The organism is Streptomyces sp. NPDC001156, assembly GCF_053598275.1.
This window is the reverse complement of the sequence record NZ_JBSFJX010000015.1, coordinates 33,633-59,617: the sequence shown is the minus strand read 5'-3', so window position 1 is coordinate 59,617 and position 25,985 is coordinate 33,633. Positions and strand designations below refer to the sequence as shown.

The following is a 25,985-nucleotide window of genomic DNA, read 5'->3' as shown; positions in this document are numbered from 1 at the left end:
CGACGTCCACGATAGGGGGCCGCGCCGACAGGTCCGGAGTTGTCCACAGGCTCCCGTGTCCACCCCAGGTCAAGGACCGGCGGTCGTGACGCGTCGCGCGCCGAACCGGTGAGCCGCACGCACGACGGCCCGGCACCCCCCGAGCGGGCACCGGGCCGTCGCCCTGCGGGCGCTGTGCGTCAGCGCACGAACACACCCGCTTGGCTCGCCAGATCCAGGAAGTACTGCGGCGCCACACCCAGTGCCAGCGTGACCGCCACGCCCGCCCCGATCGCCGTCATCGTCAGCGGTGAGGGCACCGCCACCGTCGGGCCCTCGGGGTGCGGCTCGCTGAAGAACATCAGCACGATCACCCGGATGTAGAAGAACGCGGCGATCGCCGACGAGATCACACCGATCACCACCAGCGGGACCGCCCCGCCCTCCGCCGCCGCCTTGAACACGGCGAACTTCCCGGCGAACCCAGAGGTCAGCGGGATGCCCGCGAAGGCCAGCAGGAACACCGCGAACACGGCCGCCACCAGGGGCGACCTGCGTCCGAGCCCGGCCCACTTGGACAGGTGCGTGGCCTCGCCGCCCGCGTCCCGGACGAGCGTCACGACGGCGAAGGCTCCGATCGTCACGAACGAGTACGCGGCCAGATAGAAGAGGACCGAGGACACGCCGTCCCGTGTCGTCGCGATGACACCCGCGAGGATGAAGCCCGCGTGCGCGATCGACGAGTAGGCGAGCAGGCGCTTGATGTCGGTCTGGGTGATCGCGACGATCGCGCCGCCCAGCATGGTGACGATCGCGACCGCCCACATCACCGGACGCCAGTCCCAGCGCATGCCCGGCAGCACGACGTACAGCAGCCGCAGCAGGGCGCCGAACGCCGCCACCTTGGTCGCCGCCGCCATGAAACCGGTCACCGGGGTCGGTGCTCCCTGGTACACGTCCGGTGTCCACATGTGGAAGGGCACCGCGGCCACCTTGAACAGCAGGCCCATCACGACCATCGCGGCACCGATCAGCAGCAGCGCGTCATTGCCCATGGTGCCCGCGAGCGCCGGGTCGACGTTCGTGACCGTGCCGTCCACGACCCGGGCGATCGTGCCGTAGGACACCGAGCCCGCGTAGCCGTACAGCAGCGCGATGCCGAACAGCGTGAACGCGGAGGCGAAGGCGCCGAGCAGGAAGTACTTGACCGCGGCCTCCTGCGACATGAGCCGCTTGCGGCGGGCCAGGGCGCACAGCAGGTACAGCGGCAGCGAGAAGACTTCCAGGGCGACGAACAGGGTCAGCAGGTCGTTCGCCGAGGGGAAGACGAGCATGCCGCCCACCGCGAACAGCAGCAGCGGGAACGCTTCGGTCGTCGTGAAGCCCGCCTTCACGGCGGCCTTCTCGCTCTCGCTGCCCGGTACGGCCGCCGCCTGCGCGGCGAAGGAGTCGACCCGGTTGCCGTGCGCTGCCGGGTCCAGGCGCCGCTCGGCGAAGGTGAACACGCCGAGCAGACCGGCCAGCAGGATCGTCCCCTGAAGGAACAGGGACGGCCCGTCGACCGCGATGGCGCCCATGGCCGCGATGTGCGCCTTGGTGGTGCCGTACCCGCCGGCCGCGAGCGCCACGACTGCGGCGAACGCGGCGGCGAGCGCGACCGTCGATACGAACGCCTGGGCGTAGTAACGGGACTTGCGCGGCACGAAGGCCTCGATCAGCACTCCGACCAGTGCCCCACCCAGGACGATCAAGGTGGGTGCCAACTGACCGTATTCGATCTTCGGCGCGCCGATCTTCGAGATCGGATCGGCCGCGGTTGTCCACAGGCTGTGGACGACTGCTGTGCTCACTTGGCCGCCTCCACCTCGGGCTTGGGGTCGGTCTGGTGTACGTCGGACATGGTCTGCTGGACCGCCGGGTTCACGATGTCGGTGACCGGCTTCGGGTAGACGCCCAGGAAGATCAGCAACGCGATCAGCGGGGCGACCACCAGCAGTTCACGCACGCGCAGGTCCGGCATCTGGGCGACCTCCGGTTTCACCGGGCCCGTCATCGTCCGCTGGTAGAGGACGAGGGTGTAGAGCGCGGCGAGGACGATGCCGAAGGTGGCGATGATGCCGATGGCCGGATGGCGTGCGAACGTGCCGACCAGGACCAGGAACTCACTGACGAACGGCGCGAGCCCGGGCAGCGAGAGCGTCGCCAGGCCGCCGATCAGGAAGGTGCCGGCGAGCACCGGCGCCACTTTCTGCACGCCTCCGTAGTCCGCGATCAGACGCGAGCCGCGGCGCGAGATCAGGAAGCCGGCCACCAGCATCAGGGCAGCGGTCGAGATGCCGTGGTTGACCATGTAGAGGGTTGCCCCGGACTGGCCCTGGCTGGTCATCGCGAAGATGCCCATGATGATGAAGCCGAAGTGCGAGATCGACGCGTAGGCCACCAGGCGCTTGATGTCCCGCTGGCCCACGGCGAGCAGTGCACCGTAGATGATGCTGATCAGCGCCAGGATGAGGATGGCGGGCGTCGCCCACTTGCTGGCCTCCGGGAACAGCTGGAGGCAGAAGCGGAGCATGGCGAACGTGCCGACCTTGTCGACGACCGCCGTGATCAGCACGGCGACCGGGGCGGTGGCCTCTCCCATGGCGTTGGGCAGCCAGGTGTGCACCGGCCACAGCGGCGCCTTCACCGCGAAGGCGAAGAAGAAGCCGAGGAACAGCCAGCGTTCGGTGCTGGTCGCCATGTGGAGCGAGCCGTTCGCCCGCGCCTGCACGATCTCCGGGAGCGAGAAGTTCCCCGCTTGCACGTAGAGGCCGATCACCGCGGCCAGCATGATCAGGCCGCCGACCAGGTTGTAGAGGAGGAACTTGACGGCGGCGTACGACCGCTGCGTGGACGCCACCTTCTCGCCGTGCTCGTGGGCACGGTCCCCGAAGCCGCCGATGAGGAAGTACATCGGGATGAGCATGGCTTCGAAGAAGATGTAGAAGAGGAAGACGTCGGTGGCCTCGAAGGAGAGGATCACCATCGCCTCGACGGCCAGGATCAGGGCGAAGAAGCCCTGCGTCGGCCGCCAGCGGCGGCTTCCGGTCTCCAGCGGGTCGGCGTCGTGCCATCCCGCCAGGATCACGAACGGCATCAGCAGGGCGGTCAGCGCGATGAGCGCCACGGCGATGCCGTCCACCCCGAGTTCGTACCGCACCCCGAAGTCCCTGATCCAGGCGTGGGACTCGGTGAGCTGGTAGCGGGAGCCGCCCGGATCGAAGCGGACCACGACCAGCGCGGCGAGCGCGAGCGTGGCGAGCGAGACGACCAGCGCCAGCCATTTGGCGACGGTCCGCTGTGCGGCCGGGACCGCGGCCGTGGCGATCGCTCCCAGGGCCGGGAGCGCCGCCGCCGAAGTCAGCAGAGGAAAGGACATCGGTATCAGACCGCCCTCATCAGCAGGGTCAGGGCGACGAGCAGCGCCGCACCGCCGAACATCGAGACCGCATACGACCGTGCGTAGCCGTTCTGCAGCCGGCGGAGCCGACCGGAGAGGCCGCCGACCGAGGCCGCGGTGCCGTTGACGACGCCGTCGACCAGGGTGTGGTCCACGTACACCAGGGAGCGCGTGAGGTGCTCTCCGCCGCGGACGAGAACGACGTGGTTGAAGTCGTCCTGGAGCAGGTCGCGCCGGGCCGCCCGGGTGAGCAGCGATCCGCGCGGGGCGACGACCGGCACCGGGCGGCGGCCGTACTGGGCGTAGGCGATGCCGGCGCCCACGACGAGCAGCACCATCGTGGCGATCGTGACCGTCAGGGCGCTGACCGGCGAGTTGCCCTCCGAGTGCCCGGTGACCGGCTCCAGCCAGTGCAGGAAGCGGTCGCCGACCGAGAAGAACCCGCCCGCGAACACCGAACCGAAGGCCAGCACGATCATCGGGATCGTCATGACCCCCGGCGACTCGTGCGGGTGCGGTTCGTGGCCGTGCTCGTCCGGCTGCCAGCGCTTCTCACCGAAGAAGGTCATGATCATCACGCGCGTCATGTAGTACGCGGTGATGGCCGCCCCCAGCAGGGCCGCGCCGCCCAGGATCCAGCCCTCGGTGCCGCCCTTGGCGAAGGCCGCCTCGATGATCTTGTCCTTGGAGAAGAAGCCGGACAGGCCCGGGAAGCCGATGATGGCGAGGTAGCCGAGGCCGAACGTGACGAACGTGACCGGCATGTACTTCCGCAGGCCGCCGTACTTGCGCATGTCGACCTCGTCGTTCATGCCGTGCATCACCGAGCCGGCACCGAGGAAGAGCCCCGCCTTGAAGAAGCCGTGCGTCACGAGGTGCATGATCGCGAAGACATAGCCGATGGGGCCGAGACCCGCGGCGAGCACCATGTACCCGATCTGCGACATGGTGGAGCCGGCCAGCGCCTTCTTGATGTCGTCCTTGGCGCAACCGACGATCGCACCGAACAGGAGCGTGACGGCACCGACCACGGTGACCACCAGCTGGGCGTCCGGTGCCGCGTTGAAGATCACACCGGAGCGGACGATCAGATAGACACCCGCGGTCACCATGGTCGCGGCGTGGATGAGGGCCGAGACCGGGGTCGGGCCCTCCATCGCGTCCCCGAGCCAGGACTGCAGCGGAACCTGTGCGGACTTGCCGCACGCGGCGAGCAGCAGCATCAGGCCGATGGCGGTGAGCTTGCCCTCGCCGGCCTTGCCCACGTCCGCGAAGACCGGCCCGAAGGCGAAGGTCCCGAAGGTCGTGAACATCAGCATGATGGCGATCGAGAGGCCCATGTCGCCGACGCGGTTGACGAGGAACGCCTTCTTCGCCGCCGTCGCCGCGCTCGGCTTGTGCTGCCAGAAGCCGATCAGCAGGTACGAGGCGAGACCGACGCCCTCCCAGCCGACGTACAGCAGGAGGTAGTTGTCGGCGAGGACGAGCAGCAGCATCGCCGCGAGGAACAGATTCAGATAGCCGAAGAAGCGGCGCCTGCGCTCGTCGTGCTCCATGTACCCGACCGAGTACAGATGGATGAGCGAGCCGACACCGGTGATCAGCAGGACGAACGTCATCGACAGCTGGTCGAGCCGGAAGGCCACGTCGGCCTGGAAGCCGCCCACCGGGACCCAGCTGAACAGGTGCTGCGTCAGGGTCCGGTGGTCGGCGGCCTTGCCCAGCATGTCGGTGAAGAGGACGGCGCCGACCACGAAGGAGGCGGTGGCGAGCACCGTGCCGATCCAGTGGCCGACCGCATCGAGCCTTCTGCCGCCGCACAGCAGGACGGCCGCTCCGAGCAGAGGCGCCGCGATCAGCAGCGCAATCAGGTTCTCCACAGTTCTTCCGACCCCTTACAGCTTCATCAGGCTGGCGTCGTCGACCGAGGCCGAGTGGCGGGTACGGAACAGCGACACGATGATCGCGAGCCCGACCACGACCTCCGCGGCGGCGACGACCATCGTGAAGAACGCGATGATCTGGCCGTCGAGATTGCCGTGCATCCGGGAGAAGGTGACGAACGCGAGGTTGCAGGCATTGAGCATCAGCTCGATGCACATGAACACCACGATCGCGTTCCGCCGGATGAGCACACCGGTCGCGCCGATCGTGAACAACAGGGCGGCTAGGTAGAGGTAGTTGACCGGGTTCACTTCGACGCCTCCTCGGTCCTCTTGAGCGCCGGACGCTCCTCCTCGGACCGCTCCAGGCGCTCCGCGGCCCGCTGTTCGAGGGCCTTCAGATCGCCGATCGCCTCCTCGGACACATCACGGATCTGACCGCGCTCGCGCAGGGTCTTGTTGACGGTCAGCTCGGACGGGGTGCCGTCCGGGAGAAGACCGGCGATGTCCACCGCGTTGTGCCGGGCGTAGACGCCGGGGGCCGGAAGCGGCGGAAGGTGCTTGCCCTCGCGCACCCGCTGCTCGGACAGCTCGCGCTGGGTCCGGGCGCGCTCGGTGCGCTCGCGGTGGGTGAGCACCATGGCGCCGACCGCGGCCGTGATGAGCAGGGCACCGGTGATTTCGAAGGCGTACACGTACTTGGTGAAGATGAGGGCCGCCAGACCCTCCACATTGCCGTTCGCGTTGGCCTTGCCCAGGCCGTCGAAGTCCTTCAGGGACGCGTGGGCGATGCCCGCGAGGAGAAGGACGCCGAAGCCGACCCCGCACACAAGGGCCAGCCAGCGCTGGCCCTTGATGGTTTCCTTCAGGGAGTCCGCCGCGGTGACACCGACGAGCATCACCACGAACAGGAACAGCATCATGATCGCGCCGGTGTAGACGACGATCTGCACGACCCCGAGGAAGTAGGCGCCGTTGGCGAGGTAGAACACCGCCAGCACGATCATGGTGCCGGCCAGGCAGAGCGCGCTGTGCACGGCCTTCTTCATGAAGACGGTGCACAGGGCGCCGATCACCGCGACGGTGCCGAGGACCCAGAACTGGAAGGCCTCTCCCGTGGAGGTGGTGTAGGCGGCGAGTTGCGGGCTCATGCGTCAGCCCCCTGTTCCTCGGGCTTCTCTCCCTTGGAGACGGCCACCTGACGCACCGTGCCGGGCGCGGCCTCCGTCACCAGACCCTGGTAGTAGTCCTGCTCGTCCGTCCCCGGGTAGATGGCGTGGGGCGTGTCGACCATGCCCTCTTCGAGGCCGGCGAGCAGCTGCTCCTTGGTGTAGATGAGGTTGGCGCGGCTGGAGTCGGCGAGCTCGAACTCGTTCGTCATCGTGAGCGCGCGGGTGGGGCACGCCTCGATGCACAGCCCGCACAGGATGCAGCGGGCGTAGTTGATCTGGTACACCCGCCCGTACCGCTCGCCCGGCGAGTAGCGCTCCTCGTCCGTGTTGTCCGCGCCCTCGACATAGATCGCGTCGGCGGGGCAGGCCCAGGCGCAGAGCTCGCAGCCGACGCACTTCTCCAGGCCGTCCGGATGGCGGTTGAGCTGGTGCCGTCCGTGGAACCGCGGAGCCGTGGTCTTCTTCTGCTCCGGGTACTGCTCGGTCAGCCGCTTCTTGAACATGGCCTTGAAGGTCACGCCGAAGCCGGCCACGGGGTTCTGGAAACCGGGCTTGGTCTCCTTGGGCTCCTCAGCCATCGGACGCCTCCTTTCCATCCGAAGATCCGTCACTGACAGTGTCCGGTCCACCACTGACAATCAGCTCCCGCTGGCCGCGCGAACGGCGCCGCGGTACCGGCGGCAGGGTCTGACCGGGCAGCGGCGGCACGGGGAATCCGCCCGCCATCGCGTCGAATGCGGCCGGCCCCTCGGCGGGCCGTTCGCCCTCCGTGGCCTTTGCGCGGAACATGTCGATGACGAACGACACCAGCAGCAGCGCGAGGATGCCGCCCGCGACATACAAGGCGATGTCGGCGAAGCCGTAGTTCTCGTTGCGCAGCACCCGCACGGTCGCCACGAGCATCAGCCAGACCACGGAGACCGGGATGAGCACCTTCCAGCCGAGCTTCATCAGCTGGTCGTAGCGGACGCGGGGCAGCGTGCCGCGCAGCCAGATGAAGAAGAACAGCAGCAACTGGACCTTGACGACGAACCAGAGCAGCGGCCACCAGCCGTGGTTGGCTCCCGCCCAGAAGGTGCTGATCGGCCACGGTGCCCGCCAGCCGCCCAGGAAGAGCGTGGTCGACACGGCCGAGACGGTCACCATGTTCACGTACTCGGCGAGCATGAACATCGCGAATTTGATCGACGAGTACTCGGTGTTGAACCCGCCGACCAGGTCGCCCTCCGACTCGGGCATGTCGAAGGGGGCACGGTTGGTCTCGCCGACCATCGTGACGATGTAGATGATGAACGAGACCGGGAGCAGCAGGATGAACCAGCGGTCGTGCTGCTGCTCGACGATCCGCGACGTCGACATCGACCCCGAGTAGAGGAACACGGAGGCGAAGGCGGCGCCCATGGCGATCTCGTACGAGATCATCTGCGCGCAGGAGCGCAGACCGCCCAGCAGCGGATAGGTGGATCCGGAGCTCCAGCCCGCCAGCACGATGCCGTAGATGCCGACCGAGGCGATCGCGAGGATGTAGAGCATCGCGATCGGCAGGTCGGTCAGCTGCATCGCGGTGCGATGGCCGAAGATCGAGATCTCGTTGCCGGAGGGTCCGAAGGGAATCACCGCGATCGCCATGAAGGCCGGGATGGCCGCGACGATCGGCGCGAGCACGTAGACCACCTTGTCCGCGCGCTTGACGATGACGTCTTCCTTCAGCATCAGCTTCACGCCGTCGGCGAGCGACTGGAGCATGCCCCAGGGGCCGTGCCGGTTGGGGCCGATGCGCAGCTGCATCCAGGCGACGACCTTGCGCTCCCACACGATGGAGAACAGCACGGTCACCATCAGGAAGGCGAAGCAGAAGACCGCCTTGATGACGACCAGCCACCACGGGTCGTGGCCGAACATGGAGAGGTCTTCAGCGGCGAGGTACGGGCTCATGCCTCCACCTCCTTGGGGGTGTCGACGGTGGACGTCGCCGGGCCGATGCGGACGAGGGTGCCGGGCAGCGCGCCGGTGTCGGAGGCGACGCCACCACCCGTGGAGTTCAGCGGGAGCCAGACGACGCGGTCGGGCATCTCGGTGATCTGCAGCGGGAGTTCGACGGTTCCGGCGGGGCCGGTCACGGCGAAGGTGTCGCCGTCCTTGACGCCCGCCTCGGCAGCGGTGGCGGCGGACACGCGCGCGCGTGCCGCGTGCCGGGTGCCGGCGAGCGCGTCGTCGCCCTCCTGGAGGCGGCCCAGGTCGAGCAGCAGCCGGTGGCCCGCGAGCACGGCCTCCCCGGCTGCCGGGCGCGGCAGCTGCCCGCCGATCTCCAGGGGGTTGTTCGCCCGTGGTCCGCCCCATGCGCCGAGCCGGTCCAGCTCCATGCGCACGGTGCGCAGATCGGGCAGGCCCAGATGGACGTCCATGGCGTCGGCGAGCATCTGGAGCACGCGCGCGTCGGTGGGTGCCACTGAGCGGGTCATCTGGTCGGGCTTGAGCGCGGCCTCGAAGAAGCGGGCCCGGCCCTCCCAGTTGAGGAAGGTGCCGGCCTTCTCGGCGACCGCCGCGACCGGCAGCACCACGTCCGCGCGGTCGGTGACCTCGCCGGGGCGCAGCTCGAGCGAGACCACGAAGTCCACCGCGGAGAGTGCTTCACGCGCGCGTGCCGGATCGGGCAGGTCGGCGACGTCGACGCCGGCGACCATCAGGGCCCGCAGTTCGCCCGTGGCCGCGGCCTCCACGATCTGACCCGTGTCCCGGCCGTAGCGGTGCGGGAGTTCGGCGACGCCCCAGGCGGCGGCGACCTCCTCCCGCGCACGCGGGTCGGTGGCCGGACGGCCGCCCGGCAGCAGCGAGGGCAGGGCACCCACCTCGACCGCTCCGCGCTCCCCGGCCCGGCGCGGGATCCACACCAGGTGGGCGCCGGTCGCGGCCGCGGTCCGGACGGCGGCGGTGAGCCCGCCCGCCACGGCGGCGAGGCGTTCGCCGACGACGATCACCGCGCCCTCGGTGCGCAGGGCCTCGGCGGCCCGTACGCCGTCCTCCTCCAGGCCGACCTTGCCGGCCAGCGCGTCCAGCCACTCGGTCTCGGTGCCGGGCGCGGCGGGCAGCAGGGTGCCGCCGGCCTTCGCAAGGCCCCGGGTGGCGTGTGTGGCGAGCGAGAACACCTGCTGTCCGTGTCCGCGCCAGGCCTTGCGCAGCCGCAGGAAGACGCCGGGCGCCTCCTCCTCGGACTCGAACCCGACGAGCAGGACGGCGGGTGCCTTCTCCAGGGAGGTGTACGTGACGCCCGTACCGTCGAGGTCGCGGCCGCGACCCGCGATCCTGGCGGCCAGGAAGTCGGCCTCCTCACCGCTGTGCACGCGCGCGCGGAAGTCGATGTCGTTCGTGTCGAGGGCCACGCGCGCGAACTTGCTGTACGCGTAGGCGTCCTCGACGGTGAGCCGGCCACCGGTCAGCACACCGGCCCGGCCCCGCGCGGCGAGCAGGCCCCGCGCGGCGACCTCCAGCGCCTCGGGCCAGGAAGCGGGCTCCAGTTCACCGGATTCGCCGCGCACCAGCGGGGTGTCGAGGCGGTCCCTCATCTGCGCGTACCGGAACGCGAAGCGCCCCTTGTCGCAAATCCACTCCTCGTTGACCTCGGGGTCGTTCGCCGCGAGGCGACGCATGACCTTGCCGCGCCGGTGGTCCGTGCGGGTCGCGCAGCCGCCGGAGCAGTGCTCGCACACCGACGGCGACGAGACGAGGTCGAAGGGCCGCGAGCGGAAGCGGTACGCCGCCGAGGTGAGCGCGCCCACCGGGCAGATCTGGATGGTGTTGCCGGAGAAGTACGACTCGAAGGGGTCGCCCTCGCCGGTGCCGACCTGCTGGAGTGCGCCGCGCTCCAGCAGCTCGATCATCGGATCGCCCGCGATCTGGTTGGAGAACCGGGTGCAGCGGGCGCACAGCACGCACCGTTCCCGGTCCAGCAGCACCTGGGTGGAGATCGGGACGGGCTTCTCGTAGGTGCGCTTGCCGCCCTCGAAGCGGGACTCGGCGTGGCCGTGCGACATGGCCTGGTTCTGCAGCGGGCACTCGCCGCCCTTGTCGCAGACCGGGCAGTCCAGCGGGTGGTTGATGAGCAGCAGCTCCATCACACCCTTCTGGGCCTTTTCGGCGACGGGCGAGGTGAGGTGCGTCTTCACCACCATCCCGTCCGTGCACGTGATCGTGCAGGAGGCCATGGGCTTGCGCTGGCCCTCGACCTCGACGATGCACTGGCGGCAGGCACCGGCCGGGTCGAGCAGAGGGTGGTCGCAGAAGCGGGGGATCTCGATGCCGAGCTGTTCGGCGGCACGGATGACCAGGGTGCCCTTGGGCACGCTGATCTCGATGCCGTCGATCGTCAGCGTGACGAGGTCCTCCGGCGGGACCGCCGCCCCTCCCCCTCCCGAGGGAGCGCTGGTGGTCACAGTCATGCGGTCACCTCCGCGGGCTTGTCCGCCCAGGCCGTGGACTTGGCCGGGTCGAAGGGGCAGCCCCGGCCCGTGATGTGCTCCTCGTACTCCTCGCGGAAGTACTTGAGGGAGGAGAAGATCGGCGAGGCGGCGCCGTCACCGAGGGCGCAGAACGACTTGCCATTGATGTTGTCGGCGATGTCGGCGAGCTTGTCGAGGTCGGACATCGCGCCCTTGCCCGCCTCGATGTCCCGCAGCAACTGGACGAGCCAGTACGTCCCTTCGCGGCAGGGCGTGCACTTGCCGCAGGACTCGTGGGCGTAGAACTCGGTCCAGCGGGTGACGGCACGGACCACACAGGTCGTCTCGTCGAAGCACTGCAGGGCCTTGGTGCCGAGCATGGAACCGGCGGCGCCCACGCCCTCGTAGTCGAGCGGGACGTCGAGGTGCTCGTCGGTGAACATCGGCGTCGAGGAGCCGCCCGGCGTCCAGAACTTGAGGCGGTGGCCGGGCCGCATGCCGCCGCTCATCTCGAGCAGCTGGCGGAGCGTGATGCCGAGCGGGGCCTCGTACTGACCGGGACTCGCGACATGGCCGCTGAGCGAGTAGAGCGTGAAGCCGGGTGACTTCTCGCTGCCCATCGACCGGAACCATTCCTTGCCCCGGGTCAGGATCGCGGGAACGGACGCGATGGACTCGACGTTGTTCACCACAGTCGGGCACGCGTAGAGGCCCGCGACCGCAGGGAAGGGGGGACGCAGCCGCGGCTGGCCACGGCGGCCTTCGAGCGAGTCGAGCAGTGCGGTCTCCTCACCGCAGATGTACGCGCCCGCGCCCGCGTGCACGGTGAGTTGGAGGTCGAGTCCGCTGCCCAGGATGTTCTCGCCGAGGTAGCCCGCCGCGTAGGCCTCGTCCACGGCCGAGTGCAGCCGGCGCAGTACGGGGACGACCTCACCCCGCAGATAGATGAAGGCATGCGACGACCTGATGGCATAGCACGCGATGACGATGCCCTCGATGAGGCTGTGCGGGTTCGCGAAGAGGAGCGGGATGTCCTTGCAGGTCCCGGGCTCCGACTCGTCGGCGTTGACAACAAGATAGTGAGGCTTGCCGTCGCCCTGCGGAATGAACTGCCACTTCATTCCGGTCGGGAATCCCGCGCCGCCGCGCCCGCGCAGTCCGGAGTCCTTGACGTACGCGATCACGTCGTCCGGCGACATGGCGAGCGCCTTGCGGAGCCCCTCGTACCCCTCGTGCCGTCGGTAGACGTCCAGCGTCCAGGCCTTCTCCTCGTCCCAGAAGGCGGACAGGACGGGTGCGAGCAGCTTCTCGGGGCTGCTCTCTCCCCCACCCTCGAACTTGCCCGGGCGGGAGGTCCCCCCGTCCTCGGTGGTCACTGTCATCACTCCCCCTCCTCCGTGACGGGACCCGCCGGGTGGGCCGGGTCGGAGGCCGATGTGTCCTGTGGTGCGTCGTGCGACCCGAGGTGCTCGGCCGGTGACGGCTCGTGCACCGATCCCGGTCGCGGCTCGTCGTGCGGTCCGCCGTCCCGCGGGTGCACCACGCGCGCGGTGGGGGTCTCGCCCTTGGAGAGCCGGAGCCCGATCAGCGAGGCGGGGCCCGCGCTGCCCGTCGCCTCGACGGCACCGTCCCGTTCGTCGGGGAAGCCCGCCAGCATCCGGGCGGTCTCCTTGAAGGTGCACAGGGGGGCGCCGCGGGTGGGTTCGACCTGCCGTCCCGCGCGCAGGTCGTCCACCAGGCTCTTGGCGCTCTGCGGGGTCTGGTTGTCGAAGAACTCCCAGTTCACCATCACGACCGGCGCGTAGTCGCAGGCCGCGTTGCACTCGATGTGCTCCAGGGTGACCTTGCCGTCCGCGGTGGTCTCGCCGTTGCCGACGCCCAGGTGCTCCTGGAGGGCGGAGAAGATCGCGTCGCCGCCCATCACGGCACACAGGGTGTTGGTGCAGACGCCCACCTGGTAGTCACCGGACGGCTTGCGCCGGTACATGGTGTAGAAGGTGGCGACCGCGGTGACCTCGGCCGTGGTCAGGTCCAGCATGTCCGCGCAGAACTGCATTCCGGTCCGTGTGACGTGCCCCTCCTCCGACTGCACCAGGTGCAGCAACGGCAGCAGGGCGGACCGCGAGTCCGGGTAGCGGTCGATGATCTCGTGCGCGTCCCGCTCGAGCCGGGCTCGAACGTCGTCCGGGTAGTCGGGCGCGGGCAGCTCGGGCATGCCCAGGCTGACGCCCCGCTCCGAGGAACTGGTGGTCACCGGTCGACGCCTCCCATCACGGGGTCGATGGACGCGACGGCGACGATCACGTCGGCGACCTGGCCGCCCTCGCACATCGCCGCCATGGCTTGCAGATTGGTGAAGGACGGGTCGCGGAAGTGGACCCGGTAGGGGCGGGTGCCGCCGTCGGACACGACGTGCACGCCCAGTTCGCCCTTGGGCGACTCGACCGCCGCGTATGCCTGTCCCGGCGGGACGCGGAAGCCCTCGGTCACCAGCTTGAAGTGGTGGATCAGGGCCTCCATGGAGGTGCCCATGATCTTCTTGATGTGGTCGAGGGAGTTGCCGAGCCCGTCCGGTCCCAGGGCGAGCTGGGCGGGCCAGGCGATCTTCTTGTCGGCGACCATGACCGGCCCGGGCTGCAGCCGGTCCAGGCACTGCTCGATGATCCTCAGCGACTGGCGCATCTCCTCCAGGCGGATGAGGAAGCGGCCGTAGGCGTCGCAGCTGTCGGCGGTCGGGACGTCGAAGTCGTAGGTCTCGTAGCCGCAGTAGGGCTGTGCCTTGCGCAGGTCGTGCGGCAGGCCCGCGGAACGCAGGATCGGGCCGGTGGCACCGAGGGCCATGCAGCCGGCCAGATCGAGGTAGCCGATGTCCTGCATACGGGCCTTGAAGATGGGGTTCCCGGTGGCGAGCTTGTCGTACTCCGGGAGGTTCTTCCTCATCTTCTTGACGAACTCGCGGATCTGGTCCACCGCGCCCGGCGGCAGGTCCTGGGCGAGTCCGCCGGGGCGGATGTAGGCGTGGTTCATCCGCAGACCGGTGATCAGCTCGTAGATGTCGAGGATCAGCTCCCGGTCGCGGAAGCCGTAGATCATGATGGTGGTGGCGCCGAGCTCCATGCCTCCGGTGGCGATGCACACCAGGTGGGAGGACATCCGGTTCAGCTCCATCAGGAGCACGCGGATGAGCGTGGCGCGGTCCGGGACCTCGTCCTCGATGCCGAGGAGCTTCTCGACCGCGAGGCAGTACGCCGTCTCGTTGAAGAACGGCGTCAGGTAGTCCATGCGCGTCACGAACGTGGTGCCCTGCGTCCACGTGCGGTACTCGAGGTTCTTCTCGATGCCGGTGTGGAGGTAGCCGATTCCGCAGCGGGCCTCGGTGACGGTCTCGCCCTCGATCTCCAGGATGAGCCGGAGCACGCCGTGCGTGGACGGGTGCTGCGGACCCATGTTGACGATGAGGCGCTCGTCGTCGGCGCGAGCCGCGGACTGGACGACCTCGTCCCAGTCGCCGCCGGTGACCGTGTAGACGGTGCCTTCGGTCGTCTCGCGCGCGGAGGCGGAGGAGGGAGTATGCGTGCTCATGAGTACGACCTCCGCTGGTCCGGAGCCGGGATCTGGGCGCCCTTGTACTCGACGGGGATACCGCCGAGGGGATAGTCCTTGCGCTGCGGGAAGCCCTGCCAGTCGTCGGGCATCATGATCCGGGTCAGCGCCGGGTGGCCGTCGAAGATCAGGCCGAAGAAGTCGTACGTCTCGCGCTCGTGCCAGTCGTTCGTGGGATAGACGGAGACGAGCGACGGGATGTGCGGGTCGGCGTCGGGGGCGCTGACCTCCACGCGGAGCAGCCTGTTGTGGGTGATCGAGCGCAGGTGGTACACGGCGTGCAGCTCGCGGCCCTTGTCGCCGGGGTAGTGCACTCCGCTCACACCCGTGCACAGCTCGAAGCGGAGCGCCGGGTCGTCGCGGAGTGTCTGGGCGACGGCCAGGAGGTACTCGCGTTCGATGTGGAAGGTCAGCTCGCCGCGGTCGACGACCGTCTTCTCGATGGCGTTCTCGGGGACGAGTCCCTGTTCCTCCAGGGCGCCCTCCAACTCGTCGGCGACCTCGTCGAACCAGCCGCCGTAGGGGCGGGTCGATGCACCGGGGAGCCGGATGGAGCGGACGAGGCCGCCGTAACCGGAGGTGTCGCCGCCGTTGTTGGCGCCGAACATGCCGCGCTGGACCCGGATCTCCTCGCCGTGGTCGCCGCGCATCCCCGGGAGGTTCGCGGCGCCGAGGTCCTTCTCGGGGTTGACTCCGTTGCCGTTCTCCGCGGCTCCGTTCGCGCCGTTGCCCGGAGTGTTCGCGCCGTTGCTCTTCGCGTCGCTCATCGCAGCAGCCCCTTCATCTCGATCGTCGGAAGGGCCTTGAGGGCCGCTTCCTCCGCCTCGCGGGCCGCCTCCTCGGCGTTGACGCCGAGCTTGGAGGTCTGGATCTTGTGATGCAGCTTGAGGATCGCGTCCATCAGCATCTCGGGCCGCGGCGGGCAGCCGGGCAGATAGATGTCGACGGGGACGATGTGGTCGACGCCCTGGACGATCGCGTAGTTGTTGAACATGCCGCCCGAGGAGGCGCAGACCCCCATGGAGATCACCCACTTGGGGTTCGGCATCTGGTCGTAGACCTGCCTGAGCACCGGCGCCATCTTCTGACTGACCCGGCCCGCGACGATCATCAGGTCCGCCTGGCGGGGCGAACCGCGGAAGACCTCCATGCCGAAGCGCGCCAGGTCGTAACGGCCGGCGCCGGTGGTCATCATCTCGATGGCACAGCAGGCGAGGCCGAAGGTGGCGGGGAAGACCGACGCCTTGCGCACCCAGCCCGCGGCCTGCTCGACGGTGGTCAGAAGGAAACCGCTCGGCAGCTTTTCTTCGAGTCCCATGTCCAAAGGCCCCTCAGTCCCATTCCAAGCCGCCGCGTCGCCATACATACGCGTAGGCGACGAAGACGGTGAGCACGAAGAGCAGCATCTCCACGAGCCCGAAGATCCCCAGGGAGTCGAAGGTGACGGCCCAGGGGTAGAGGAAGACGATCTCGATGTCGAAGACGATGAAGAGCATCGCCGTCAGGTAGTACTTGATCGGGAAACGCCCGCCACCGGCCGGCGTGGGGGTCGGCTCGATACCGCACTCATACGCTTCGAGCTTGGCGCGGTTGTACCGCTTCGGACCGATCAGCGTGGCCATGACCACGGAGAAGATCGCAAAGCCTGCCCCGAGGGCTCCCAGTACGAGGATGGGCGCATACGCGTTCACCGCTCCTCGCTCCTCTCAGTCGGCACTGACTGCTGGCGGTTGCCGGGCTCACAGCTGCCCCACCTGTCCCACGACCCCCGCTCGTCCCGGCGAAGATCACGTACATGTGAAGCAGGTCACAAGCCCAACTGCCCCGCATCTTATGCCCGCCGGTATGTGATCTGCGACACGGGGGTCGGGACCTACTTTGTGATCTCCACCACCCGGCGAAGGATCATGAAGTCGGATGAGCGGTGATCTTCATACGCGAAGCAGTCGAGTGATCACCAAGAGGTGACATTTTCGCTCATCCCCGCAGGTCGGAGCGGCCTTGCAATATCAAAGTGATGACGTTGAAAGCAAATTCGCCCTGGACCGGATCGCTTGATAGAGGAGTCCGTTCACACTTCAGGGGTAGGAGCGGTGACAGATGTGGACGTGTGCGCGCGTTCACGAGCAGGGCCGCGCGTTCACGGGCCTTCACGATCACAGGCGCACCCGTTCACGAGTAGCCCGCACCCCGCGGACGGGAGTGCACGCGTTCACGAGCCAGAGGACACCACCGCGCGCGAGACGCCACCGCGGCGGTGACCGTTCCGTGACCTGTGCCACATCCGCGTGAGGTTCCGATGAACCAGGCTTGGCCACCTGGCATATCCAGTGGTAGGTGCGGAGCAATCCGGGCGTAACGGCGAAAGGCCGTGTTCACAGCCTTGATCACTGCTGTCCGTAATGCCCGTTACGGCGTCAATAAAGAGTGACGCCCCGGCAATTCAGGGTCTCGATTGAACAACTGTGGCGCACCACACGTTTCTTGAAGGTATGGAGGAGCCCCTGGTACCGCTTGTACCCATGTCCCACACCGCTCACATACGCAGCCACCGGAAACCCCGGAACCGCAACGCGTCGACGATCGCGATGCGGGCCGGAGTCGCGGGTGGCGTCCTCAGCCTGGCCGCCGCCGGCGCCTCGGCCTCGGCCAACGCAGCCGAGCCGGTGACACAGACCCTCGAACTGCCCACCCTGACGGCCGACCTGGCCACTCAGGTCGCGCAGTCCGCCGAGGCCACCCAGCTGGCCGCGGCCAACTACCAGTTGCAGGCCGAGCGTGACGCGGCCGCCGCACATGCCGCGAAGCAGGCCAATGCGGACCTCGCGGCGGCCAAGAAGAAGGCGGCGGAGGCCAAGCGCAAGGCCGAGGCCGCCCGCCAGGCCACCCAGGCCGCCTCGCGCAGCACCGCGCGGACCGTCCTCTCCGCAGCGACGAGCACCGCCTCGACGTCCACGGCCACCGGTTCGGCCGCGGCGATCGTCGCCTTCGTCAAGGCGCAGATCGGCGACTCGTACGTCATGGGCGGTACCGGCCCCAACTCGTGGGACTGCTCCGGACTTGTGCAGGCCGCGTTCAAGCAGGTGGGCGTGAGCCTGCCGCGCGTCTCGCAGGGCCAGTCGACCGCGGGCACGCAGGTCTCGCTGAGCAATCTGCAGCCGGGCGACATCCTCTACTGGGGCGGCGCGGGCAGCGCGTACCACGTGGCGGTGTACGTCGGCGACGGCATGTTCGTCGGTGCCCAGAACCCCTCGACCGGCGTCGTCGAGAAGCCGCTGTCGTACGACCCGCCGAGCGGTGCGGTCCGGGTGCTCTGACCGCATCCAGCAGCCGCACGGGTGAAGGGCCGCAGCCGCTCGGGGGCAGCGGCCCTTCCGGCACACCCGCATGCCGTCCCCCGGACTCCCCCGAAGTGAGGACCCGCCGCCCGACGCCGCGCCTTCACCCGCCCGTGCCGCTCACCCGAGGTCGAAGGTGTTCGGCAGGCCGAGCCGATAGCGCAGTTCGTCGACCCGCTTGAGGGGCTCCAGCTCCGGCGGCTGGTAGTGGCCCCAGGTGACACAGCGCGCCGCGGCCGACCCGTCGGCGTCGAGCAGGGCGTTGACGGCGTGCCGGGCAGCCTCGTTGGCGCCCTCCATGGAGGCCAGGTTCATACCCGTGCGGACGTAGTCGCCGGCGAGGAAGAAGTTCGGCACGGCGGTCTTCGCCGAGGGGCGGTCGTAGAGCGAGCCGACGGGATGGATGAGCAGTTGCTCCCGGTTGGCCGGATCCGGCCCGCCCATGCCCGTCACGGCGGGGTCCAGGAACCACGCCAGCCGGTCCTCGTCCTTCAGCACGGGATCCCCCGCGACGCCGACCGCGTCCTGGAGCTGGGCCCAGACCTCGGCCACGAACTCCTCACGGGTGCACTGGCGTGCCGTCTTCCCGTACAGAATGCCCGGCTTGTCCCACTCGGAGGCGATGGCGGAGACGCAGTCCACGGCGCGCCCGTCCCCGTACTCGGCGGGGAAGTCGTGCGTGTCCCAGAACTGCGCCTGCCCGACCGCCGTCACCGACCAGGGTGAGTCGAGGCAGTTGACGTGCCCGTTCACCATCGGGGTCCGCGTGCGCATGTAGTACTGGACGCCCACCATCCAGTCGGTGCGCAGCGCGTCGCACCGGCCGAGCTGCGGATCGGCGGCGCGCAGCGCGGGGCCCCACGTCGGACGAGCGTGTTCGACGGGGAGGGCGGAGATGTAGTGGTCGGCGGTGACCGTGCGTGCGCCGGTGCCGTCCGGGGCGGTGACGCGGACTCCGGCGATCCGCCCGTTTTCATACACAACGTCCCGTACGGACGTGGAGAGCACGAACTCCACGCCGAGCGAGCGCAGATGGGCGACCCACGGGTCGAGCCACGCCTCGGTCGTGGGGCCGTTGAGGACGCGGTCGATGTCACCGTCCTGGCCGAGCCCGAGCAGGCCGAAGACGAGGAAGTTCTCCATGTAGACGCCGGCGACCGTGCGGGTGGAGGACTCCTCGGCCTTGGTGGCCGTGAGGTTGCGGCTCTGGCCGATGGCGAACATCCGGCGGTACTCCTCGCTGAAGTCCTCGGCCCTGATGAAGTCCCACCAGGGCACCCGCTCCCACTGCTGGTCGCGGCGGACCTCGCAGCTGGTGAGGAAGACGAGCAGCCGGTTGACGAAATAGCTCAGTTCGTACGCGGGCATCCGGGTCGCGAGACCGAGTACGGACAGCAGCTGATCGCGGATCCAGGCCGGAGTCAGGTCGCCCAGGTGCGGGGGTGTGGTGACCCGGCGCAGCGGGAAGTGCAGATCGGCCCGGCCACCGGCGCGGGCGAACAGGGTCTCGGTGCCGGAGCGCAGGTTGTCGTGGACGCCGTCCGCGTTGCCCGGGTACGGAATGCGGCGCAGGGTGTCGGGGAGGTTGCGGTAGAAGCCGGGGATGAAGCGGAAGCCGTGTTCACCGGGCAGCGGTTTGCGGCCGGCGGCCGCCGATCCCGGGACGGGGATGGAGCGGGCCTTGCCGCCGAGGACGTCGTAGTACTCGTAGACGGTGACGCGGTAGCCGCGTTCGGCGAGCTCGTGGGCGGCGGTCAGACCCGACACGCCGCCGCCCAGGACGGCGACGTGGCCCTGGCCGCTGGGGGCGGCCGCCGCCGGGCCCGCGGGCAGCGTGACCCCGACCGCGCCCCCTGCCGCACCGGCCGCCGCACCTTTCAGAAGGGTTCTTCGACTGTGTCCCGTACGCATGGCTCGGCCCCCTTCGGCCACGAATGCATCATGTGCACGTCACCGTAGGGAGCGGGCCCTCTCAGCGGCCCGACACTCGCCGAACCTTCACGCCTTCGGCGCCACCTTGCTCAGACCGTTGATGATCCGGTCCATCGCGTCGCCACCCGTCGGATCCGTCAGGTTGGCGAGGAGCTTCAGCGTGAACTTCATCAGCAGCGGATGGGTCAGGCCTCGCTGCGCCGCGACCTTCATCACCTTCGGGTTGCCGATCAGCTTCACGAAGCCGCGGCCCAGGGTGTAGTAGCCGCCGTAGGTCTCCTTGAGGACCTTCGGGTAGTTGTGCAGGACCAGTTCGCGCTGGCCGGGGGTCGCCCGGCCCAGCGCCTGGACGATGACGTCCGCCACGATCTGTCCCGACTCCATGGCGTAGGCGATGCCCTCGCCGTTGAAGGGGTTCACCAGCCCGCCCGCGTCGCCGACGAGGAGCAGACCCTTCGTGTAGTGCGGCTGGCGGTTGAAGGCCATGGGGAGGGCGGCGCCGCGGATCGGGCCGGTCATGTTCTCGGGGGTGTAGCCCCAGTCCTCGGGCATCGAGGCGCACCAGGTCTTGAGCACCTCGCGCCAGTCCAGCTCCTTGAAGGAGGCCGAGGTGTTCAGGACGCCGAGGCCGACGTTGGAGGTGCCGTCCCCCATGCCGAAGATCCAGCCGTAGCCCGGCAGCAGCCGCTCCTGGCCGCCGCGCCGGTCCCAGAGCTCCAGCCAGGACTCCAGGTAGTCGTCGTCGTGGCGCGGGGACGTGAAGTACGTACGGACCGCGACGCCCATCGGGCGGTCCTCGCGGCGGTGCAGGCCCATGGCCAGCGACAGGCGCGAGGAGTTGCCGTCCGCGGCCACCACGAGCGGCGCGTGGAAGGTGACCTCGCGCTTCTCGTCGCCCAGCTTGGCGTGCACGCCGGTGATGCGTCCGGTGCGCTCGTCGACGATCGGCGCGCCCACGTTGCACAGCTCGTACAGGCGCGCGCCGGCCTTCTGCGCCTGGCGGGCCAGCTGCTCGTCGAAGTCGTCGCGCTTGCGGACGAGGCCGTAGTCCGGGTACGAGGCGAGATCCGGCCAGTCCAGCTCGAGCCGCACTCCGCCGCCGATGATGCGCAGACCCTTGTTGCGCAGCCAGCCGGCCTCCTCGGAGATGTCGATGCCCATCGCGACGAGCTGCTTGGTGGCGCGGGGCGTGAGGCCGTCGCCGCACACCTTCTCGCGTGGGAAGGCGGTCTTCTCCAGCAGCAGGACATCGAGCCCGGCCTTCGCCAGGTAGTACGCGGTGGTGGAACCGGCTGGCCCGGCCCCGACGACGATCACATCGGCAGTGTGTTCGGTAAGGGGCTGGGGCTCGGTCACGGCGGGTTCTCCCCAAGACTTGACGACGGCACGGACGACGCCGGCACCGACAGCGCCGAAATCCATGGTGAAAACGGCGTGCTGACGGGCACTGGACATGGGCAGTCTATTCAGCGGTACCGATCCCCCGGCTGAAGGGCTGCCCCCGTGAACCGAGCTCTCCCCGACGTACGGCTGCGCGTTCCCACCGACGAGGACGCCTTCGCCTGGCACCGGGTCTTCGACCACCCCGAGGTCATGGAGTTCCACGGCGGCCGGGCCGCCGAGCTGTCCGTCTACGAGGAGCTCACCGCCCGGCAGCGCAGACACGACGCCGAGCACGGCTTCTGCCTGTGGACCGTGCTCGACGGCACGGGCGACGTCGTCGGCTTCACGGGCGCGCAGCCCTGGCCGGGCGAGTGGGGGCCGAAGGGCGAGATCGAGATCGGCTGGCGGCTCGGGCGGGAGCACTGGGGCAAGGGGTACGTCACCGCCGCCGCGCTCGCCACGCTGGAGCGGGTGCGCGCGGCGGGCGTTCCCGGGGTCGTGGCGATGGTCATGGCCGCCAACCAGCGGTCGATCGCCGTCACCCAGCGCCTCGGCATGGAACTGGCCGAGGTCTTCCCGCACCCGCGGCTCGGCGATCCCGCGCACTGCTACCGACTTACCCTGTGACGCCCGGTAGCCGACTGTTACAGAAAGACACATGGCGCTTCCGGGTAGCACCCTCGGCCGGTTACCCTTCCAGTACCGCTGGGGGTGACATCTGTGCCTATAACACCCAAAACACCCGAAGTACGCGTACCGCGGCTGGTCGGCCTGATGGCGATGGACGCGCGAGAGGCCGCCGCCAAGCAGGGCGTCATGCTTGCCGCGCCCGACCGGCCGGACTTCCACCGAACCGTCCTCGACTACGTCGTACGCCAATATCCCCTGCCCGGCGTCGAGGTGCCGCGCGGTGCGGTGGTCACCGTGTGGTTCGACCTCAGTGAGGGCGAGGGCGGGGGAGGCGCCGGGGTCCGCGAGCCACGGCTGCCCATCCCGCCACCGGGCGGGGTGCGCCGCGAACTCAGTGAACCGGGCGACGCGTTCGAGGTGCTCCGGTGAACTGATGGACCCGGTGGCGCGGTGCCCGCCGGGTCCGCGCCGCCTGGTCCCGTCAGTCCGCCTTGAAGCCGCGGTGCAGGGCGACGATCCCGCCCGAGAGGTTCCGCCAGGCCACCTTCGACCAGCCCGCCGTGCGCAGTCGCTCCGCGAGGGCCGGCTGGTCGGGCCAGGCGCGGATGGACTCGGCGAGGTAGACGTACGCGTCGGGGTTGGACGACACCGCGCGGGCCACCGGCGGCAGCGCGCGCATCAGGTACTCGGTGTAGACCGTGCGGAAGGGCGCCCAGGTCGGGTGCGAGAACTCGCAGATGACGACCCGCCCGCCGGGCTTGGTCACCCGGTACAGCTCGCGCAGCGCGCCGTCGGTGTCCTGCACGTTGCGCAGCCCGAAGGAGATCGTCACCGCGTCGAACACGTCGTCCTGGAACGGCAGCCGGGTCGCGTCACCCGCCGTGAACGGCAGCCAGGGGTGCCGCTTCTTGCCGACCTGGAGCATCCCCAGCGAGAAGTCGCAGGGGACCACGTATGCGCCGGTGCGCGTGAAGGGGAGCGACGAGGTCGCCGTGCCCGCCGCGAGATCGAGGACTCGCTGCGCGGGGCGGGCGTCGACGGCCTTCGCGACCTCCTTGCGCCACACCCGGTCCTGGCCGAGCGACAGCAGGTCGTTGGTCAGGTCGTACCGTTCCGCCACGTCGTCGAACATCGAGGCGACTTCGTGCGGCTGCTTGTCCAGGGATGCGCGGGTCACGGTGCCCATTGTGGCAGTAGGGGCCGGGCGCGACTCAGGCGCCCGGCCCGTAGGCGGGTCTCGCGGCCCTCGGAGGGACCTACGGGAGCAGCCCCGGTCTCCTCCTCGCGGCCACCGTCCTCGGCCCGGCCCACGAGCGGGATCGCCCTCCAGATCAGCACCCACCGACGCCATACAGGAACCACCGGCTGTCCAGCGGCAGCCGCTTCTCGCACGCGGGCGTGTTCCAGAGCCGGTCGATCAGCGTGCCAGGCGCGATGAGGGGTTTTCTGACGCCGCGGCCGGACTCGGCGTCAGCGGCGCCGGTGCACGAGCCGCCCGGCGACGACCGTCGCCACGCACGTGCCGGCTCCCCGTGCGGTGAGCGCGGCCTCGTCCGGGACGTCGAAGACGGCGAACGTGGCGTCCTGGCCGTGCGGGGCGTCGGACGGAAGCGGACGAACCATCGCCTGTGCCAGGCTCCGCCCGGCCAGCGGGTCGAGGGACGGCGGCCCGGCGGGACGCTCGAAGCGCCCCTCCTGCGCCAGCCCCGCTCGCTGCACGGCGTCCACCACGGCGGGCCGGGAAAGCTGCCCGGCCACGGCGACCGTCCCGTGGGCGAGCATCCGCTGCACACCGCGCCGCGCGCTCGCACCCCACCGGGCGTCGCTCAACGCCAGTGCCGCGAGGGCCTTGCCGGCGATCGGTTCGGTGCCCAGTTCGCCGGCCTCGCGGGGATCGGGATGGTAGGCCTGCTCCAGCAGTTCGGGACCGTACGGATTCACCAGGCCCGGGGCGATGAGCCCCGGCCAGCGCCGCACCCGGGCCGCCGGATGCGCCGCCGCCAGTTCCTCGTACGGGCCGACGGCCGCGCACCTCCTGCCGTCGACGAGGATCGCGCCGCCCGCCAGAGCGGGCCGCCGCTCCCCCGTGACCAGCAGGCCGGCGGTGTGGATCGTCAGCACGCGCGCCCTAGTTGGACGCGAGCAGCTTCAGCTCCGGGTGGGCCGTACCGCCCTCGATCGCCGTCGACGAGATGTGGGACATGACCCGCTCGTCGACCGGGTCGTGCGCCGGGTCGTCGTGCACGACGAGGTGCTCGTAGGTCGTGGAGCGCTGTGCCGGGACCCGGCCCGCCTTGCGGATCAGATCGATGATCTCCAGCCGGTTCGAGCGGTGCTTGGCACCGGCGGACGAGACCACGTTCTCCTCGAGCATGATCGAGCCGAGGTCGTCCGCGCCGTAGTGCAGGGACAGCTGGCCGACCTCCTTGCCGGTGGTCAGCCACGAGCCCTGGATGTGCCGGACGTTGTCGAGGAAGAGGCGGGCGATCGCGATCATCCGCAGGTACTCGAAGAGGGTCGCCTGGGTGCGGCCCTTCAGGTGGTTGTTCTCGGGCTGGTAGGTGTACGGGATGAAGGCCCGGAAGCCGCCCGTGCGGTCCTGTACGTCGCGGATCATCCGCAGGTGCTCGATGCGCTCGGCGTTGGTCTCGCCCGTGCCCATGAGCATGGTGGAGGTCGACTCGACGCCCAGGTTGTGCGCAGTCTCCATGATCTCCAGCCAGCGCTCGCCGCTCTCCTTCAGCGGGGCGATGGCCTTGCGCGGCCGCGCCGGGAGGAGTTCGGCACCGGCGCCGGCGAAGGAGTCGAGGCCCGCGGTGTGGATGCGGGTGATGGCCTCTTCCACCGTCACGCCGGAGATCCGCGCCATGTGCTCGACCTCGGAGGCCCCCAGGCTGTGGATGACCAGCTGCGGGAAGGCGTCCTTGATGGCCCGGAAGTGCTTCTCGTAGTACTCGACGCCGTAGTCCGGGTGGTGGCCGCCCTGGAACATGATCTGTGTGCCGCCGAGTTCGACCGTCTCCGCGCACCGGCGCAGGATGTCGTCGAGGTCGCGGGTCCAGCCCTTGGCGGTGTCCTTCGGAGCCGCGTAGAAGGCGCAGAACTTGCACGCCGTCACGCAGACGTTCGTGTAGTTGATGTTGCGCTCGATGATGTACGTCGCGATGTGCTCGACACCCGCGTAGTTGCGCCGGCGTACGGCGTCGGCCGCGGCGCCCAGCGCGTGCAACGGGGCGTCCCGGTAGAGGACGAGCGCTTCTTCGGGAGTGATCCGACCACCGGCGGCGGCGCGGTCGAGGACGGCTGTGACATCAATGGGCGTGAGGTCGGCCTTCTCGGTCACCGGGCGTCCCTTTCGTAAGGGTTGTGGACGGACCCAAGGGTCGTGGACGGACCGAACCAGCCTACGCCAGAGGTTTTCCGGGACCTTCGTCAGGCCGCGTACGCGCCGGTCAGCAGCCCGACCAGGGCGCCCGCGATGAGGAACGGCCCGAACGGGATCGCCGTGCGCCGCCCCGCGCGCCGCACCACGACCAGCCCGAGTCCGTACAGCCCTCCGAAGAGGAACCCGGCGAAGGTCCCGAGCACCACGGTGGGCCAGCCGTACCAGCCGAGCACCGCACCGAGCCCGAGCGCGAGCTTGACGTCGCCGAAGCCCATGCCGTTCGGGTTGACGAGGAACAGCAGGAAGTACGCGCCGCCGAGCACCAATGCGCCGAGGAGCGCGGTGAGCCAGCGCCCCGCGTGCTCGGGCAGGGCCGCCGCGGCGGCGAGCAGGCACAGGGCGAGGACCGCCAGCGGCAGGGTGAGCACATCCGGCAGCCGCTGCACCCGGAAGTCCACGATCGTCAGCAGCACGCCGAGGGGAGCGAGCAGCAGCCAGACGAACAGTTCGGGGCGGGTGCCCGTGGCGAGCGCGAGCCCGGCGCAGACCAGCGCGGTGACCGCACAGACAAGTACGGTCGCGGGGCCGTAGGACCGCCCGTCCACACAGCGCGCCCGGCCGACCCATCCGCCGATGGGATGCCCGTCCGGGCACCGGTCCCGCCACGGCTGCTCCGGCTCGACGGAGAGCCGGTAGGCGGCCCGGGGCAGCAGCGCGCCGGCCGCCGCGCCCCACAGCGCGGCACCGGGGGTCAGCCAGAGGTCCAGATCCACGCCGACAGGGTAAGCGCCGCCCGGGCCCGACT

General features: G+C 69.6%; 23 protein-coding genes. 3 read left to right on the top strand and 20 right to left on the bottom strand.

Annotation, left to right across the window (positions count from 1 at the left end; all coding sequences use genetic code 11):
* Nucleotides 1–179: 179 nt before the first annotated feature.
* From nuoN to ACWDA7_RS10860, 14 genes are read right to left on the bottom strand one after another with little or no spacing between them, the layout of a single operon-like run.
* Nucleotides 180–1,829, bottom strand: a complete 1,650-nt coding sequence (gene nuoN / locus ACWDA7_RS10925; protein ID WP_450603798.1) for an NADH-quinone oxidoreductase subunit NuoN — start codon at nt 1,827–1,829, stop codon at nt 180–182.
* A complete protein-coding gene (locus ACWDA7_RS10920; RefSeq protein ID WP_450603796.1) occupies nt 1,826–3,397 on the bottom strand; it encodes an NADH-quinone oxidoreductase subunit M in 1,572 nt (523 codons plus the stop codon). The genes nuoN and ACWDA7_RS10920 overlap by 4 nt, the downstream gene beginning before the upstream one ends.
* Before the next feature lie 5 nt (nt 3,398–3,402).
* Nucleotides 3,403–5,298 carry an NADH-quinone oxidoreductase subunit L gene (nuoL, locus tag ACWDA7_RS10915; RefSeq protein ID WP_450603795.1) on the bottom strand — a complete coding sequence of 632 codons (1,896 nt, stop codon included), beginning with the start codon at nt 5,296–5,298 and terminating at the stop codon, nt 3,403–3,405.
* A gap of 15 nt (nt 5,299–5,313) precedes the next feature.
* Nucleotides 5,314–5,613 (bottom strand): NADH-quinone oxidoreductase subunit NuoK, encoded by a 300-nt coding sequence (gene nuoK, locus ACWDA7_RS10910; protein ID WP_023547474.1) that lies wholly within the window; start codon nt 5,611–5,613, stop codon nt 5,314–5,316.
* Nucleotides 5,610–6,452 (bottom strand): NADH-quinone oxidoreductase subunit J, encoded by an 843-nt coding sequence (locus ACWDA7_RS10905; RefSeq protein WP_432931188.1) that lies wholly within the window; start codon nt 6,450–6,452, stop codon nt 5,610–5,612. The genes nuoK and ACWDA7_RS10905 overlap by 4 nt, the downstream gene beginning before the upstream one ends.
* Nucleotides 6,449–7,051 carry an NADH-quinone oxidoreductase subunit NuoI gene (nuoI, locus tag ACWDA7_RS10900; RefSeq protein ID WP_450603794.1) on the bottom strand — a complete coding sequence of 201 codons (603 nt, stop codon included), beginning with the start codon at nt 7,049–7,051 and terminating at the stop codon, nt 6,449–6,451. Before nuoI ends, ACWDA7_RS10905 begins: the two co-directional genes overlap by 4 nt.
* Nucleotides 7,044–8,408 carry an NADH-quinone oxidoreductase subunit NuoH gene (nuoH, locus tag ACWDA7_RS10895; protein WP_450603793.1) on the bottom strand — a complete coding sequence of 455 codons (1,365 nt, stop codon included), beginning with the start codon at nt 8,406–8,408 and terminating at the stop codon, nt 7,044–7,046. Before nuoH ends, nuoI begins: the two co-directional genes overlap by 8 nt.
* Nucleotides 8,405–10,909 (bottom strand): NADH-quinone oxidoreductase subunit G, encoded by a 2,505-nt coding sequence (locus ACWDA7_RS10890; protein WP_450603792.1) that lies wholly within the window; start codon nt 10,907–10,909, stop codon nt 8,405–8,407. Before ACWDA7_RS10890 ends, nuoH begins: the two co-directional genes overlap by 4 nt.
* Nucleotides 10,906–12,291: an NADH-quinone oxidoreductase subunit NuoF gene (nuoF, locus tag ACWDA7_RS10885; RefSeq protein ID WP_360990318.1), complete on the bottom strand. Its 1,386-nt coding sequence runs from the start codon at nt 12,289–12,291 to the stop codon at nt 10,906–10,908. The genes ACWDA7_RS10890 and nuoF overlap by 4 nt, the downstream gene beginning before the upstream one ends.
* Nucleotides 12,291–13,163 carry an NADH-quinone oxidoreductase subunit NuoE gene (gene nuoE / locus ACWDA7_RS10880; RefSeq protein WP_450603790.1) on the bottom strand — a complete coding sequence of 291 codons (873 nt, stop codon included), beginning with the start codon at nt 13,161–13,163 and terminating at the stop codon, nt 12,291–12,293. The genes nuoF and nuoE overlap by 1 nt, the downstream gene beginning before the upstream one ends.
* A complete protein-coding gene (locus ACWDA7_RS10875; protein WP_450603789.1) occupies nt 13,160–14,491 on the bottom strand; it encodes an NADH-quinone oxidoreductase subunit D in 1,332 nt (443 codons plus the stop codon). The genes nuoE and ACWDA7_RS10875 overlap by 4 nt, the downstream gene beginning before the upstream one ends.
* Nucleotides 14,488–15,279, bottom strand: a complete 792-nt coding sequence (locus tag ACWDA7_RS10870) for an NADH-quinone oxidoreductase subunit C (RefSeq protein WP_432931176.1) — start codon at nt 15,277–15,279, stop codon at nt 14,488–14,490. The genes ACWDA7_RS10875 and ACWDA7_RS10870 overlap by 4 nt, the downstream gene beginning before the upstream one ends.
* Nucleotides 15,276–15,830 carry a NuoB/complex I 20 kDa subunit family protein gene (locus tag ACWDA7_RS10865; RefSeq protein ID WP_023547484.1) on the bottom strand — a complete coding sequence of 185 codons (555 nt, stop codon included), beginning with the start codon at nt 15,828–15,830 and terminating at the stop codon, nt 15,276–15,278. Before ACWDA7_RS10865 ends, ACWDA7_RS10870 begins: the two co-directional genes overlap by 4 nt.
* Before the next feature lie 13 nt (nt 15,831–15,843).
* Nucleotides 15,844–16,203: an NADH-quinone oxidoreductase subunit A gene (locus ACWDA7_RS10860; protein WP_030379754.1), complete on the bottom strand. Its 360-nt coding sequence runs from the start codon at nt 16,201–16,203 to the stop codon at nt 15,844–15,846.
* 831 nt (nt 16,204–17,034) lie between these two features.
* Here ACWDA7_RS10860 and ACWDA7_RS10855 point away from each other — a divergent pair.
* Nucleotides 17,035–17,829: a C40 family peptidase gene (locus tag ACWDA7_RS10855; RefSeq protein WP_450603788.1), complete on the top strand. Its 795-nt coding sequence runs from the start codon at nt 17,035–17,037 to the stop codon at nt 17,827–17,829.
* A 141-nt stretch (nt 17,830–17,970) separates the two neighbouring features.
* Here the strand turns inward: ACWDA7_RS10855 and ACWDA7_RS10850 are convergent, their stop codons facing one another.
* The gene (locus tag ACWDA7_RS10850) at nt 17,971–19,761 is read right to left on the bottom strand and encodes a hydroxysqualene dehydroxylase (RefSeq protein ID WP_450603787.1); all 1,791 of its coding nucleotides are present in this window, start codon (nt 19,759–19,761) and stop codon (nt 17,971–17,973) included.
* A gap of 87 nt (nt 19,762–19,848) precedes the next feature.
* A complete protein-coding gene (locus tag ACWDA7_RS10845) occupies nt 19,849–21,138 on the bottom strand; it encodes a geranylgeranyl reductase family protein (RefSeq protein ID WP_450603786.1) in 1,290 nt (429 codons plus the stop codon).
* Between the two features lie 147 nt (nt 21,139–21,285).
* On the opposite strand from ACWDA7_RS10845, the gene ACWDA7_RS10840 reads away from it, so the two are divergent.
* Together ACWDA7_RS10840 and ACWDA7_RS10835 are read left to right on the top strand one after the other, a co-directional pair.
* Nucleotides 21,286–21,792: a GNAT family N-acetyltransferase gene (locus ACWDA7_RS10840; RefSeq protein ID WP_450603785.1), complete on the top strand. Its 507-nt coding sequence runs from the start codon at nt 21,286–21,288 to the stop codon at nt 21,790–21,792.
* Nucleotides 21,793–21,885: 93 nt separating this feature from the next.
* Nucleotides 21,886–22,224 (top strand): PASTA domain-containing protein, encoded by a 339-nt coding sequence (locus tag ACWDA7_RS10835; protein WP_360990302.1) that lies wholly within the window; start codon nt 21,886–21,888, stop codon nt 22,222–22,224.
* 52 nt (nt 22,225–22,276) lie between these two features.
* Here the strand turns inward: ACWDA7_RS10835 and ACWDA7_RS10830 are convergent, their stop codons facing one another.
* The 4 genes from ACWDA7_RS10830 to ACWDA7_RS10815 all read right to left on the bottom strand — a co-directional run bounded on the left by ACWDA7_RS10830 (nt 22,277) and on the right by ACWDA7_RS10815 (nt 25,953).
* Nucleotides 22,277–22,972, bottom strand: a complete 696-nt coding sequence (locus ACWDA7_RS10830) for a demethylmenaquinone methyltransferase (protein ID WP_360990299.1) — start codon at nt 22,970–22,972, stop codon at nt 22,277–22,279.
* 293 nt (nt 22,973–23,265) lie between these two features.
* On the bottom strand, nt 23,266–23,916 hold the full coding sequence (locus tag ACWDA7_RS10825) for an imidazolonepropionase-like domain-containing protein (RefSeq protein ID WP_450603784.1): 651 nt from the start codon (nt 23,914–23,916) through the stop codon (nt 23,266–23,268).
* 7 nt (nt 23,917–23,923) lie between these two features.
* The gene (gene mqnC, locus ACWDA7_RS10820) at nt 23,924–25,138 is read right to left on the bottom strand and encodes a cyclic dehypoxanthinyl futalosine synthase (protein WP_359395205.1); all 1,215 of its coding nucleotides are present in this window, start codon (nt 25,136–25,138) and stop codon (nt 23,924–23,926) included.
* A gap of 89 nt (nt 25,139–25,227) precedes the next feature.
* On the bottom strand, nt 25,228–25,953 hold the full coding sequence (locus ACWDA7_RS10815) for a prepilin peptidase (RefSeq protein WP_450603783.1): 726 nt from the start codon (nt 25,951–25,953) through the stop codon (nt 25,228–25,230).
* Nucleotides 25,954–25,985: the final 32 nt, after the last annotated feature.